The sequence below is a fragment of the Novosphingobium rhizovicinum genome (genome assembly GCF_040813635.1).
GTDB lineage: Bacteria > Pseudomonadota > Alphaproteobacteria > Sphingomonadales > Sphingomonadaceae > Novosphingobium > Novosphingobium rhizovicinum.
Map to the genome: position 1 here is coordinate 223,030 of NZ_JBFNXR010000052.1, position 14,623 is coordinate 237,652.

The 14,623-nt window shown below is 63.1% G+C and carries 9 protein-coding genes; 1 reads left to right on the plus strand and 8 read right to left on the minus strand.

Annotated elements, in window-relative coordinates; translation table 11 throughout:
* Window positions 1-28 precede the first annotated feature (28 nt).
* The 5 genes from ABUH87_RS15280 to ABUH87_RS15300 all read right to left on the minus strand — a co-directional run bounded on the left by ABUH87_RS15280 (window position 29) and on the right by ABUH87_RS15300 (window position 6,413).
* Window positions 29-232 (minus strand): ferredoxin, encoded by a 204-nt coding sequence (locus tag ABUH87_RS15280; RefSeq protein WP_367774956.1) that lies wholly within the window; start codon window positions 230-232, stop codon window positions 29-31.
* 2 nt (window positions 233-234) lie between these two features.
* Window positions 235-1,545 carry a cytochrome P450 gene (locus tag ABUH87_RS15285; protein WP_367774957.1) on the minus strand — a complete coding sequence of 437 codons (1,311 nt, stop codon included), beginning with the start codon at window positions 1,543-1,545 and terminating at the stop codon, window positions 235-237.
* A gap of 160 nt (window positions 1,546-1,705) precedes the next feature.
* On the minus strand, window positions 1,706-2,698 hold the full coding sequence (locus ABUH87_RS15290) for a phospholipase C/P1 nuclease family protein (RefSeq protein ID WP_367774958.1): 993 nt from the start codon (window positions 2,696-2,698) through the stop codon (window positions 1,706-1,708).
* Window positions 2,699-2,712: 14 nt separating this feature from the next.
* A complete protein-coding gene (locus tag ABUH87_RS15295) occupies window positions 2,713-3,885 on the minus strand; it encodes a YdcF family protein (protein ID WP_367774959.1) in 1,173 nt (390 codons plus the stop codon).
* Window positions 3,886-3,902: 17 nt separating this feature from the next.
* Entirely contained in the window at window positions 3,903-6,413 is a 2,511-nt protein-coding gene (locus ABUH87_RS15300; protein WP_367774960.1) for a TonB-dependent receptor, read from the minus strand.
* 346 nt (window positions 6,414-6,759) lie between these two features.
* Here ABUH87_RS15300 and ABUH87_RS15305 point away from each other — a divergent pair, with 346 nt between their 5' ends.
* Window positions 6,760-8,865 (plus strand): putative bifunctional diguanylate cyclase/phosphodiesterase, encoded by a 2,106-nt coding sequence (locus ABUH87_RS15305; RefSeq protein ID WP_367774962.1) that lies wholly within the window; start codon window positions 6,760-6,762, stop codon window positions 8,863-8,865.
* 196 nt (window positions 8,866-9,061) lie between these two features.
* Here the strand turns inward: ABUH87_RS15305 and ABUH87_RS15310 are convergent, their stop codons facing one another.
* The 3 genes from ABUH87_RS15310 to ABUH87_RS15320 all read right to left on the minus strand — a co-directional run bounded on the left by ABUH87_RS15310 (window position 9,062) and on the right by ABUH87_RS15320 (window position 14,620).
* The gene (locus tag ABUH87_RS15310; RefSeq protein ID WP_367774963.1) at window positions 9,062-9,856 is read right to left on the minus strand and encodes an alpha/beta fold hydrolase; all 795 of its coding nucleotides are present in this window, start codon (window positions 9,854-9,856) and stop codon (window positions 9,062-9,064) included.
* Between the two features lie 220 nt (window positions 9,857-10,076).
* Window positions 10,077-13,319, minus strand: a complete 3,243-nt coding sequence (locus tag ABUH87_RS15315) for an efflux RND transporter permease subunit (protein ID WP_367774964.1) — start codon at window positions 13,317-13,319, stop codon at window positions 10,077-10,079.
* On the minus strand, window positions 13,316-14,620 hold the full coding sequence (locus tag ABUH87_RS15320; RefSeq protein ID WP_367774965.1) for an efflux RND transporter periplasmic adaptor subunit: 1,305 nt from the start codon (window positions 14,618-14,620) through the stop codon (window positions 13,316-13,318). Before ABUH87_RS15320 ends, ABUH87_RS15315 begins: the two co-directional genes overlap by 4 nt.
* Between the last annotated feature and the right edge of the window lie 3 nt (window positions 14,621-14,623).

Consider the following 14,623-nt stretch of genomic DNA (forward strand, 5'->3'; position numbering starts at 1 on the left):
GGCCCGAAACAGTTTCCTGCTGCCCCGCTCAGCCGGAGGAATCTTCACTAAGGGAAATGGCTTGCGCCGGGCACTGACTGGCTGCCCGGCGCATCATATCCTCGTCTTCCGGCCCTACCTCACTCACCAGCACGGTGGCGTAGCCGTCCTCATGGAGCTCGAACACCTCTGGAGCGATCCCCGTGCAGATCCCGAAACCGGCGCATATGTCCGGATTGACGTGGACCTTCATGGTCAACCTGCCTCGACCGGATCGAATTCGAGACCGATGTGCGTCAAACCGCGAAGGATGAAGGTCGGCAGGTAGCTGTAGCGTCGAGCTCCGGCGGGGCCGTGCACCTTCTCGGAAATGCGGATATCGGTGGTGCGGTCAAGCATGCGGTTGAGCGCAACAACCGTTTCCGCACGGGCCAGCGGAGCGCCGGGGCAGGCATGGCGGCCGGCGCCGAAGCCCACGTGGAGGCGCGCGTTCTTCCGCTCTAGCTGGAACTCGGCGGGGTTCTCGAACTTGCGGGCATCGCGGTTGGCGGCGCCGTTGGCGATGAACAGGAAGGTGCCCGCCGGAACGTCGATGCCCCCAACGGTGGTCGGCCTCTTGGTCAGGCGGAAGTCGCCCTTGACCGGCCCCTCGGTCCGCATGCACTCTTCCACGAAGTTGGGGATGAGGCTGCGGTCCTCGCGCAGGCGCTTCTGGATGTCAGGGCGGTCGCCAAGCAACTGGAAGGCGTAGCTCAGCAGCCGCACTGTGGTTTCCTGCCCGGCGGCGAACACGTTGGCGGCAATCCTGGCGACATCCATGGGTTCAGGCACCGAACCGTCGGGGAACGTGGCCTTGGCCAGCCCGGTGAGGACGTCCTCCCGGGGGTTGCGTCGGCGCTCCTCGATATACCCCGAGAACTTCTCGTAGAGGAATTCCAACGGTCCATGCGTCACTTCGCCGTCGGTGCCGCCGACCACCGCGCCGCCGCTTTCCTGTTCGACCCGGATCAGGTGCTTGCGAAACTCGACCCGGTCCTCGGGAGGTACGCCGAGCAGGTCCGAGACGACGAGCACCGCGAAAGGCTGGGCGAACGCGTTCATGAACTCGCATTCGCCATCGGCAATGAAGGTGTCGATCTGCTCATCGGCCAGCTTCCACATGAACTCCTCGTTCTCCTTGAGGCGTCGCGGCGTGATCAGCGACATCAGCAAAGAGCGATGAGCGGTATGGGTCGGCGGGTCCATGGTCGGAAGCTGATCGTGAAACGGCGTCTTGTCGCGCCATGTCTCGATCAGCTCGGATATGTCCTCGTTGCGGTGCTCGTCCAGCGGGATCGGGCAGCCCGCGAATGGCCCGGTCGTAGACATGCAGGAGGAGAAGCGCTCTGGATCGTTGTAGATCTCAAGCGCCTCCGCGTAGCCGGTGACCATCACGATACCGTTGTGCGGCTCACGAAAAACCGGAGACTGCTCGCGCAGGTAGTCGAAATAGGGATAGGGATTGGCGACCCACCGATCGCTGCGGAAGAAATCGTGCGCTTCAAAGTCCCGGACCTGATCGTTCATGTTGGCTCCTTACCGGACGCAGCCGGCCTCCTCACCGTCCGATCGGCTGCGGGCCAAACGAACGCCACAAGGATAGCCGAACCCGCGCGCCCGGCAACCGTCGTTCCGCGAAACTTTTGCTCCGCCACACGCGCGATGGTTTGGTACGGTCCCATCCCGCTCAGCGCGGCGCGGCCGGCGCGGAGCCGGTCGCTGAGTTGAAAGCTGGATTGTCGAAGTCGAGCGGCGCGGGCTTTACGTCAGCTGGCGGATTGGCGCTTTCCACCCAGGCGCGGCACAGCATGTCGCGCAGCATCGCGGCTCCAGCCGCGGCGCGCTCATAGACCATCTCGCGAACGTCGCGGTCGGCGGCATCGGCAAAGCCGTCGCGCTGTTCCAGCCGGTAGACCGCCGCAACCTTGTCGCCGGATTCTTCGAGGTAAGCGAGCACAAGGTCGAACATGTCGCCCCTCTGGCGTGCAGGAGCGCCCATCCGTGGGAGGATGTCGGCGGCGGTCAGTCCGATCTTGTCGACAAATTGGCTTTCGAACCGGCCGTGGACGCTCCGATCCGTCGTGAAGCCTTCGGGATTGTCTCCGCGCCAGCCGTCCGAGTGGATGGAGTTGTGCATCGGGTTCGCACCGTCGCCGATATAGTGGCCGAGACGCGCCACATCGAAGGCGCAGTTCTGCTCGGCGAACTTCGGATCGCGTCCTTGCGAGGCAAGTTTGCGCACTTGTCGCATGCACACGACGATGCGGTCATAGGCTTCCATCGCGGCATAGGGCAGAGTGCCTGTCCAGCGCACATTGGTGCGGGCGGCTGTCTGGGGATCACTGTCCTTGATCTGCTGATGACGATCATACAGCGCCAGCACGAATTCGTAGCGGCTGCGCGGGATCGGTTTCAGGAAGGTGAACTGTTCGCGAAACCAGCCATGATTGGGATCCTCGATGATCTTGGAAAAGCCCTCGGCATTGCCGCGCCAACTGTCCGGCTGAGAGGCCGAAGCAGCGATATAGTCGGCATACTTCTTCAGGAAGACCGGGCCGTCATCGGGTATGGCCTCGATCGCGGCCGTGTCGATGACCGCATGGCCTCGCTCTCCCCAGGCAAGAGCGGCGTGAGGAACCAAGAGGGCAAGCCCGGCGGCGGCGGCGAGAATATGGCGCATGTGAGATCCTGTTCTTACGGGTCCAGCGGATCGCGAGGATCGATCCGGGCAGAAATGGCGGCGGGACGCCATTCGAGGGCGGTGGGGCTTATCCGGCTGCCGGCGCTGCCGGGCTGGTAGCCCAGTTCCCGTTCGTTGCGGGCGACGAATGCGTGGCTGCCGATATTGGCGCTCTGCACCGGATTGCAGACGACCAGAGTGTTCTGCGTCAGCGGTGCCTCCATGGCCATCAGCAGCCGGGCCGCGTTGCGCATGTTGGTGGTTGTGTGCCGCGCGTGCGGTTCGATCACGATGCGATCGGCCGGGATGCCGTAGCGGTCGATCAGCGCGGCGCGCATCTCCACCGCCTCTGCAAAGGGAGTTGCGAACGGATGCGCGCGGCCGCCGGACACGATGATGAAAGCCGCCTCGCCGCGCGCGAACTGCTGGGCCGCTAATCGCAGGTGGTATTTGCCGCCGGGGCTGAGCGGCATTTCGTCCAGTTCCGGGCCGATCCCGGTGACGATCAGTGCACTGTAGCGAAAATCATCCCAGTTGGTCTGTCGAGCGCGAGCAAAGGCGGCGGCGTTCAGGCCGCTGTTCAGCGGAAGGAAGCCGACCGCATCGGTGCGGGTGCTCCCGTCGAGCAGAGCCAGCGCGAACTCCTGCGACATATCGAGCGGCTGAACCGAACCAAGGCGCGGCATTTGCGACATCCACGCCGCTGCCTGCAGCCAGGTGCGGCGTTCAGTCGGGCTGATGGTGCCCGCGCCGTCAATCGCGGCATAGCTGGGCGCTTGGCCCAGACCGTAAGTGCGCAAGATGACGTTGATGCCTTCCAGTTCACGTCGTGCTTGCGCGGATATGCCATCGTCGAAAGCCGGGAGCCCCGTCGGCAAGGCGCTGGCAAGAGCCTCTATCTCAGGGTCCTGCCAGATCAGCGCTTGCGCCACGCAGCCCGGCTCCTGCTGGCAGGCGGTAAGCCGCTCGGAGCGCGCGGACATCAGGTCACGCACTGCGGACCGGTGCATCAGCCCAGTCATGCCATCCTGATCGCGTCCCAGTGCCGTGAGCAGCGGGAACAGTCGCTGAGAAAGGGCGTCCAAGGCCGCATCCGCCACGGGGGCCGGTTGCACCGCTTGCGCCACGGCTGACGGAGCCGCTACGCAAGGGATGGCACAGGCAGCGGTGAGAACCGCTGCCTGCATTACAACCCACTTTCTGCTCACCAGTCGAAGCCCAGCACCAGGCGGAAGTTGCGGCCGAAGATCGGACGGCCGTAGATCGCCTCCGCGCTGCCCTGCCCCGCCAGCGAGTCCGTGCGGGTGTTGCCTTCGGTCAGCCCCTTTTCGTTGAACAGGTTGTCGCCAACCACCTGCAGCTTCCAGGGGCCCCGGTTCAGCGTGACCCCGGCGCCCACCGTGCCATAGGCGGGCAAAGCGGTGTTGTTGTAAAGATCAACATAGCGTTTGCCCATGTAGGTATAGCGACCATAGACCGACACTTCCGTTTCGCCGGTGACAAAGTCGAAGGACGGACGAATGTTGCCGTAGACCTTCGGCTGGCGAACGATCTGGTTTCCTTCTACTTGCTCGGGGTCAGCACCCGTCGCGCTGGCGAAGTTCTTGTACTTGGGATCGCTGATCGTCAGCGCACCATTCAGCGTGAACCAGGGGGTCACCGCCAAGGCGCCATCGAACTCGACGCCCAAAATCTGCGCCTCTCCGATGAAGGGCACGTTGACATCGTTGCGCCCTGTGGTCGGGTCGAACGCCAGGAACGAGGCATTTAGCGGATCGAAGTTGGAATAGAAGCCGGTGGCATAAAGATAGGAACGGCCGCTCGCCAGCTTCAGGCCCACTTCGTACTGGTCCGCAATGGTGGTGATGTAGACCGGATTGGGGTTCACATCCATCGCCGACTGGACGTTGGGCGGTGTCTCCAGGTGCGAGGCCCGGGCATACATGCCGACACTGTTGCTGAAATCGTAATTGGCGCCGACCGTCCAGTTGGTCGCTTCGGTCTTGAGGTCGCGGTTGACGATCACGCCGGTGAAGCCGCGCGTGGCGTCATCGGCCAGGGTCGTGGCATCGCCAAGATTGACCTGCTCGGTCAGGGCGCCCCATCCTTGATAGTCATAGCGCTCGTGCCGGATACCGGCATCGATGCGCAGGCCATCGACGATCTCCCATGTGTCATTCGCGTAGATGGCGAACATCGAGCCATCGGAATCGCCCTGATTAAGCGTGGCGGCATAGTTCAGCACGCCGTTGTCGGTAACGCGGCCGATCTCTGTTCCAGCAGGGTTATAGGCGACCAGATCGAGCGTGCGCGGCGTGCCCGCAACCTCGATCAGGTAGTTCTGATAGGCGTAGAAGCGGTCCTGGCCATAGAAGCTGCCGTACAGGCCGGCAGTCAGATCGTGGCTGCCGAAACCGGTCTCGATCCGCTTGGCAACGGACAGGTTGCCCTGCGCCGAATAGAAGTCGGACGCGATGTCGCGGTACTGGCCCTGCATGACGAGGCCTGAGGCGCTGTCCGGATCGTAGGCCGTGCTGGTGCCGGCGAGCGTATAGCCGAAGGAGCCCACCGGTCCGAACGCTGCCGTCGCACGGCCAAGATAGCCGGCGGCAAAGCTGTCTGCATCGGCCGGGTTCGTGGTAGAGTAAAACGCCGTGAAGCGGTTCTTGCCCTGTGTGTACCCCACCTTCGCGGAGACAAGCCACCCATCGAAATCCGCTTCGTACTGCGCACCGACATTGAACATGCGCATGTGCCGTCCGTCGGCCAGGTCGGTCGTGCGGCTTTCCGTCAGCCCCTGCCCATTGCGATACGGAATGGTGACATTGCGGAAGGCGGGCGAGTTCATCGTGCCTTCGAAATAGTCGATGTACGGATCGAGGCTGACCGACGGGTCGCGAGGATCGGCGATCGGGATCGGCAGGTAGAACACGTTCTTGTCGTTGACGTAGTTCGCGCTCAGCTTGACGTAGCCGTTGCTGAGGTCGTGCCGGATGTTGGCGCGGATCTGCCCGCCACGGTCGTTGGGGAAGCCATTGTCACGGTAGCCGTCATGATGGCGGATAAAGCCGCCGATGGCGTAATACGTGTCGCTGCCAAGCGGACCGGACTGGTAGGCGTCGAGGCGATAGAGCCCCGTGTCGCCGAGCGTTACCTGTGCAGCGCCCTTGGGTGTCGCGCTACCCTCGCGGGTAATGGTGTTGATGATCGCGCCCGAGTAACTCGAGAACACGGGCGCCGGGCCGCCGCGCACCACTTCGAGGCGCTGCGTCATGAGATCCTGCTTCAGGATCGCATCGCCGCGGAAGAACACCCCGTCGTTCTCATGGAACAGCGGGAGCCCGTCTTGCTGGAAGGAAACGAAACCGCCATCATTGGGCAAGCCGCGAATGCGGTAGATGTTCTGCACCTCACCGCCGGTGATCTCTGTCTGGAAGCCCGGCAACTGACCGATCAGGTCAGCGAAGTTGACAGGGGCGATCTTCTCGATCGCATCCTGCCCGATCGTGTTGATGGCATAAGAGGCGTCGAAACGTCGCTGTGCGCGGGCGGTACCGGTGACGATGATCTCCGAACCTGCAGGCCCGTTATCACTTGCCGTGCTCTGGGATGCGGTGCGCGGTGGCGACGCAGCCAAGTCTTGCGCAACGGCCGGATTGAAAGCGAACGTGCAGAGAGCGACGGCCGTGCCGCTCACCAGGATAGACTTACGCATTATTCCCCCTGTTCAGGATCTGGTCTGACTTCGTGCGACCGATGCGGGCGCCTTTGGCGGAATATTGTGACAGTTCCGGGTAGAGAGCGGCCTCAAAATCGCTAACGAATGCGATTGGATCACAGGCCTTGGCATAAACGGCGGCTAACCAGGCCGCGTGGCGAAACTGCAGTCGCCATGATGTACCTATCTTCTCAATATCTCGATCTCTTAATTGTTACAGTTCCGAGTCATTTTTCTGACCAATTTGCATTATGATGTTTGATGTACGGGTGACATCTTATAAACTTATTGGATCTACTTGCACCTCCGCACGGCCGAGCCGTGCATGAAGGGGGTCGCCAACATGTTTCAGAAAGTAGCAGCTCTTCTCGCGCGGGGGCGCGACGCCATACTCGGCTCTCTTGAGCGCCGCCTGCTTACTGCCCTCGTGCTGATCATTGCCTCGACTGTCGCTCTTCAGGCGGTATCGCAAAGCCGGGCGGTCGCGCTGGGCAGCGAAAGCGAGAACCTTGGCACCTCAATCACCATGGCCGAGCACAGCACACAGTTGCTCAAGCTGGTGGTTCGTTTCCGCTTGCTATCGCACAGTGCCGCCGAGAGCGCGGCTTCCGACGCCCCCTCGCAGCTCGATGAGCTGACCGACGTGGCGATGGACATCGGCCAGACCGTGAACAAGCTGCGGCTCGACGGCGCTCATGGCTTTGACTGGAGTGCCGAGCGCGCCGCATTCGACGATCTGGACCGCGTCGTAGCAGCCGTTACGAACTCGGCTGGGGCGGCGGAGGCAGGCGAAGGCCGCGTTGATGCCATGCTGGCGGCCGCGGCCGGGCTGGCGGAGCAATCACAGCTGAAACGTGACGAAGCCTACGCGAAACTCGAGCGCTCAACTCACGATTGGCACTCTCGAGTGATCCTGCTCGGCACGATGATCGTGGCAATTGCGCTCGGTGCTCTCTTCGACGTCCTTTACAACATCCTGCCCGCTTTGCGCCGGATGCACGGGGCTCTGCATCGCCTTGCCCAAGGCGAACTTGAACTCGCCATGGAGAAATTCAAGCTGCGCGAACTCGACGCGCTTTCCAGGTCGCTCGAGACCTTCCGCCGCAATGCTCTGCAAGTGCGCGATCTCGCCTTTACCGACCCGGCAACCGGCCTTCCGAATCGCCGTGCTTTCGTGGAGCGCAGCATGCGGCATCTGCGCGACACCAAGAGAACCAATCGCAGCGTCGTCGTCGCATTCGACATCGATCGCTTTAAATTCGTCAATGATGACTACGGCCACGCGGCGGGCGACACACTGGTCCGGCTTATGGGCGAACGCGTGCTCCGGTTCTTGGGCGAGGACGCGATCGTGGCACGCATTGGCGGCGACGAGTTCGCGATCTTGTGCACGCCAACCCTAGGCACCACACCAGCTGCGATGTGCAGCGCCTTGGCTGCGCACATGCGAGATCCCTTTGACTTCGACAGCTTCTCGATCGCAGTCACGATCTCGGCAGGCTTCATCGAAACGCAAGACGAACACGGCGACGACATCAACCTGCTGCTCAACCGCGCGGACCTCGCCCTCTATTCATCCAAGCGGGGCGGCCGCAATCGGGTCACCGCGTTCACGGATGGGCTGGAGGAAGAGCGCGCCTTGGCCCGGGCACTTGAGCGCGACCTTCCGCAAGGCCTGGCCGCAGGTGAACTGCGCGTGGTGTATCAGCCCATCTATTCAGCAGCTCGCGGCATGGATGAAGTGGAAGCCCTAGTACGGTGGCGGCATCACGAACTTGGCGATATCTCACCCGCCAAGTTCATCCCTGCCGCCGAACGCTCTGGCCTGATGCCGCAGCTTGGCGCCTGGATCATCGAGCGCGCCCTCACCGACCTTTCGCGTTGGGCCGGATTGTCCATGAGCCTTAACCTGTCTCCGCTGCAGCTGCAGCAGGACGGATTCGTCAGCTTCCTGCTAGAGTGCTGTCGCAAGAACCAGGTCGAACCGACCCGGATCTGCCTGGAAGTGACAGAGACGATCTCTATCGAGCGCAACACGCGCGCGCTACTCACGCTTGAGCTACTGCGCGGAGCGGGTTTCCGGATCGCCCTCGACGATTTCGGCACCGGCTATTCCTCCCTTTGCATGATGAAGACGTTTGACTTCGATCGCCTCAAGCTCGACCGTTCCCTCGTGGAGGATGTCGACACCAACACGACGTCGCTGGCGGTATTCAATGCGGCGGTAAACATGGCCCGCCAGATTGGCGCAGAGGTGGTAGCCGAAGGTGTTTCCGAAGAGCACCTTGTCGCTACCGCCTCCGAAGCGGGCTGCACCCACTTGCAGGGCTTCCACCTTAGTGCTCCCGTCGAAGCCGACATGGTTGCGCACCTCTTCGCGGCTCCGGACGCGGGTGAGCTAAACCGCGGTGCTACATCGAAGCCCTCCCTGCATCGCGCCGCTGCCTAGACTTCCGCTTTCCGAACAAGGTCGAGGCGAGCTGTGCCGGAAGATGCGCTTGCCTCAGCCGCGCAGACCGGCAGCCATCTGGCTCCGACGTCCGTGCGCAACAGAGTTTCCACCACCGCTGAGAACAGTGGAATGTACCGGGCAAATGCCTCATCGGCAATCCGATCGCATATAGGCACCTGTGCTGTGAAAGCACTTAGCCGCTTCCACATGATGATCCGCGTTCCTGCGAAGTTGTGCATGTGTGCCATTCGCGAAACGACGAAGTAACTGACATCGCGCGACGACATGTAGGCCGCCACCTCGCGCAGAGGGTCCTGGCATACGTCGCGTTGCCCCTCCCAATGAGTATGGGCAGGTTGAGGGTGGCCGCCTTGCCTGAAAGGTGCCCGGGAACAAGGCCGCCCCCCGCGTTCGGCGTAGTGGCACCGAGCCAGTAGGCAGACGACGATGCTCCGCTCTCCGCGCTGGCATATGCCTCGGGCACATCTTCCCAGTGGAGGGCAAATCGCTTGTCGAAGGTCCGCAGTGCGGCCAGCCCTTCTGACGGGTTGTCCTTGCCGAGCAAGCAGATGTCTTCGCCTGCCGTCCTGGCCGGCAGCCGCGTGCAAACCGCGCTGCTGCCCAGCATCGCGAGACCATGGAAGCTCCGGTGCTTAGCCTGCATCAGAAGCGCGATATGTCCGCCCATCGACTGACCTTCACCCACGATGGCGGAAGGCTGGAGCGGCGCCAGACCCTCACCCAATTCCCCCGCAGCCAGCCTCTCCAGAATGAGCTTCAGGACAGCGTTGTTGGCTTCTGCTGCAATCTCCAGCGAAGCGTCCTCGAGGTCGGGTATGTCGCTCTCACCGACACGCAAGTGGTCCATCGCTACCACGACCACTCCGCGATCCATGTGGTGGTGCGCTTCGCTGTAGCCCGGCTCCCGCAAGTTGAAGTAGTGGCGGCTGTAGCCGCCCCCGGGCAGGGCATACGAGCTACGGAACATGCTCCCGAGCGTGGGCATCGCACGGAACATGCACCGTGGCAGCCAGTGCCCAGGAGCGCCCGTTGCTAAGCGCGCCCGTCTCTATGCGCACATCTACGCTCTGGTGCGGCATTTCGTCTCTCCCGGTGCAAATGGCTTTGCCCAAGGCATAGCGGCAAAGGAGAACGGAGCGACGCAAGCGCAGGAGGTGCCACAAGCCTGCTCCGCCAGCATCTCGCCATCAGTCCAGAACCGCCTTCTCGCCGCCCTTCTTGCGGGTCAGCAGCAGGAACAGCGCGGGGATCACGAAGAGTGACATGATCGTCGCTGAAACCAGACCGAAGATGATGACGAAGCACAGCGGTCGGTACATGGGATTGCCGATCGCCAGCGGCACGAGGCCGACGATGGTTGTGACCGAGGTCGTCAGGATCGGCCGCAGACGATCCGCCGATCCTCGCGCTGCGGCCTCCAGCTTGTCGCAGCCCTCCGCCAGTCGGCGGTTCATGGTGTCCACCATGACGATCCCGTCATTGGCGACGATGCCGATCAACGAGATCACGCCGATCATCGCGAAGAATGAGAACGACATCCCGAAGGCGAAAAATCCAATGAAGGTTCCGATCAGCGCCAGAGGCATTGTGATCAGGATGATGAACGCCTGAGGGAAGCTGTCGAACACGATCACCAGCACGCCGAACACCATGATGAGCGCGATCACCAGCGCAATGCCGGCAGAGCCGAACGTCTCGCTCGTTTCCTCCGCTTCGCCGCCAATCGAGAAAGTGTACCCCGCCGGCCATTGCTTCTGCATCGCCTCCAGCTTTGGCCGGATCGCCTCCGCTATCTGTGTCACGGCACGCCCCTGGTTCTTCGCCAGAACGGTCAGTGCGCGCTGGCCTCCGCGGTGGGCGATGGAGATTGGGGCTTCGTCCTGAATGGGCTCCAGCAGCGACATCGCAGCGACCGACTCCCCCTGCGGCGTAAAGGCTCGCACCAGCGCCAGCTCTTCAGGCCGCTTGGGACCGCCCGACTGCCCGCTCTCACGACCGGGCCAGGCGATCCCCATGCGGATCTCCAGGTCATCCTCGGGCCCGGCGGTCGCAAAGTTGGCAATCGGCTCATTGCCGAAGGCAAAGCGAGTCTGCGCAACAAGGTCCGCAGGGTCCAGGCCATAGAAGTTCACGGCCTCACGGCGGGGCCGAAGCGCGATCTCGGCCATGACGTTCCCGAGGTTATCGCGCACGTCGACCGCGCCTTCAGTGCGTTCCAGCAGATCCTGCACGTCTTCGGAGATGGTCCGAAGCGTGTCCATGTCGGTGCCGGAGATGGTGATCTCGATCGGATCGCCCTGTGTCGGCTGCCCGGTCTCAGGCACGACTAGCAGCGACGCCCCCGCGACGTTCGCGCTCAGATAGTCCCCGATCTCCTGACGCAACTGGTCTGCCAGAACATAGCTAGGATCGTCGCGGTCTCCCTCGTCGGTGAAAGTGGCGGAAAAGCCGATGAAGTTCTCTGCTTCCGATGGCTGAAGCGAAGCCGCGACGGAGCCGCTGGCGAACGGGCTCTTGCGGCCGACCAGCTTGATGATGCTATCAAAGTAAGGCTTCTCGCGCAGGATCGCACCGACGGCATCCGCCACTTCCTGCGACTGCGGGAGTTGGGTGTCCGCTGGCAGCTCGATGTTGATGCCCAACCGCTCGCCATCCGTCTTGGGATAGAGCTCAAGGGTTGTCTGCGAGATCGCGATGAGCGACACGGCGAACATCGCCAGCGCCCCCCCGACCCAGATCCACGCGTGCTTGCGACTGGAAAGAACCCGGCGGCTGTTGAAATCCTGCAAGCAGGCCGAGCCTTTTTCCGTCAACTCGTCCGCCTTGAGCTTGCGCTGCTCCGCTCCCTTGTCCGCCACCCGGCCAAGCAGGTAACGCGACAGCGGCACGCACACGAGAAGAGCCACCACGAAGGCAAGCGTGAGGCAGGCGATCGCGGTCACGGGCAAGACGCGGATGAACTTGCCGCTGACGCCACCGATCGCCATCAGCGGCGCCAGAGCAAGAATAGTGGTGAGCTGCCCGGCAAACGCAGGCATGGCGTAGTTGTCGATCGTTGCCAGTGCCGCTTGGCCGAAGCTCTTGCGATTGACGTAGATCTCCTCGTGCATGCCCTCCATCATCAGGATGAAGACATCCACCAGCAGGCCCAGCGCCAGCACCATGCCGATGATGACCAGTTCGTTGAGCGAATAGCCGAGCAGCAGCACCACCAGCAGGGCGCCAGAAAACGTGACGGGGACAGCAAGCCCGGCGATCAGCCCCTCGCGCCAGCTGAGCACGAGGAAGAGGATCACGAAAACCGCCAGCATCGCCTGCCAGCCGTTGTTGAACACGCCTGTCAGGGAGTCCCATATCTGCGTGGCCTCGTTCTGCGTAACCGCAAAATCGATGTTGTCGGGCCACAAGCTGGTCTTCTGCATCGCCTCCAGCTCGGACCGAACCGTGTCGATAACCTTGATCGTGTCCGCGCCCGGGGTTTTCTTGATGGAGACCGATATCGTCGGAACGAACCGCCCGTCTCCCGAGGTGTAAAACGCCCGCGCAGTCTCGTTCTCCAGCGCGCGCTGCACCGTGGCGACGTCGGCGAGACGTATCGGCGTGGCGTTGTTACCCTGCCCCGGACGCGCCACCGGCAGCATTGCGAGATCTTCCACCGTGCGGAACTGCCCTTCAAGCCGTACCACCGCGCCGATCTGGTCGCTCTGTATCTCTCCAAAGGGCTGCTCAAGATTGGCGCGCTGAACAGCATCGCGGACCGTAGTCGGGGACAGGCCAAGCGCCAGCAGCCGTTCGGGATTGAGCAGGATCTGCACGACCTGCTCACGCGCGCCGCCCAGTTCCACTTCGTTGACGCCGGAAACGGTCTCCAGCCGATCCTGTACCCGCTCGGCCAGTGCACTGAGTGCCGCCGCATCGGCCTCGCCGTGGAGCGCCACTGTCAGGATTGGCCGATCGTCGACGGAGATCTGTTCCACGCTGGGCCGCTCGGCCGCTTGCGGCAGTTCTGCCTGCGCGCGGTCCACAGCGGCGCGCAATCTTTGCAAGGCGTCCTGCGCGTTCGCGTCCGCCTGAAACTCGACCGAGATGATCGAATAGCTGTCGAAAGATGCGCTGTTGATAGTCTCTACGCCTGCGAGCGACGTCAGCTCATCCTCGATCTCCTGCGTGACCTGCTGCTCGATGGTCTGTGGATCGGCGCCCGGCCATTCGGTCGTGATCGTGGCCTGCGGGATCTCCAGATCGGGCAGCGATTCCTTGACCAGCTGCGTGTAGGCCAGAACTCCACCCACCGAGAGCAGGAGCACGAGCAGAATACCGAACGTGGTCTTGAGGAAGAAGAAGCGCTTGAGCGAACTGGCCTCGGCCACGGCTTCGCTCTCCCCGCGCTCCTGCCGCTCCTGCGTTTCGCTTTCGTCTGACTGCGTCATGGTGACTGCCGCGGCCGTGTGGGCCGCTGCCCGATCACCCGCACCCGGTCGCCATCATTGATCTGGCTATTACCGTCCGTCACCACCAGTTCGCCTGGGCGGAGGCCGGATACGACCGCGCGACTGTTTGCCCCGGAAAGGCCGAGTTCGACCGCGCGCTCGTCCACCTGGCGCGTCTTCGGGTTCAGGACGAAGATGAAGGGACGATTATCGCGATACCGGATCGCGTCGAACGGCACCGCGAGCATCTCCGGCGCCTCCGCCCCGCGAATCCATGCCGACACGAACTCACCATCCTGCAGGAGCTCTGACCCCGCCGTGGTGCGGATCTCCGCCTGGAAAGTGCGAGTCTCCGGATCGAGCGCCGGACTGACGGCGGTCACTCGTCCGCGGATTTCGAACTGGGAAGGTGCCACTGGCGGCGCATTGGTGGAGCGGGCGCTGGCGACAGGCGCACCTGCGGGCGCGTCGCTCGGCCGGATCAGCACCTCACTCCCGACCTCGATCTGGCGCGCGGCGAACGAAGGAACGTCGACCGATATCTCGAAGCGGGAAGCGTCGATGACGAGCACCGGAATGGTCTGGAGCGCCCCCGCTTCACTTTGTGTCTGCACGATCTGCGGGCTGAAATAGCGCCCTTGCTCCAGGTTGAGCCGTGCCAGCACGCCGTTGATCGGCGACACGATCCGCGTTTCAGATACGGTCACCTGCGCCGCCTGAACCTGGGCCTGGGCCGACTGAACCTGGGCCCGAGCGGCGGCAAGCCGCGCCTGGGCTTGCGCAACTCCGGCGCGCGCCTCTGCAAGCCGTGCTTCGGCTTCGTCGTACTCCTGCTCGGACGCAGAGTTCTGCCGCAGCAGGATCTGGTATCGCTCGAAAGTTTCGCGAGTGAGTTCCAACTGCGCGCGCGCCTGCCGCAGATTGGCTTGCGCCACATCCACGTCGGTCCTCGCGCCGGTCACCGCTGCACGCGCATTGGCGAGATCCGCCTGCGCCCGGTCCGGTTGCAACCGCGCGATCAGCTGTCCGCGTCGCACCCGCTCACCCACATCCAGGCCGGGCGCGACATAGGTGACGCGGCCCGACCCCGGAAATGTCAGGAACTCGCGCTGCTCGGCGCGCGCGGTGCCTTGCGCATAGATCCACGACTGCACGCTCTCAACTTGCGCGCGCACCACCCTTACGCTGGTCTCGACCCGATCGGCAGCGGACGAGTCAGCGGTTTCTTCGTCCCCGCCGCCACTACAGCCCACAAGGCCGATTACGGCTGCCAGTGGGAGAAGAAGACGAAGGGCAAACATGGC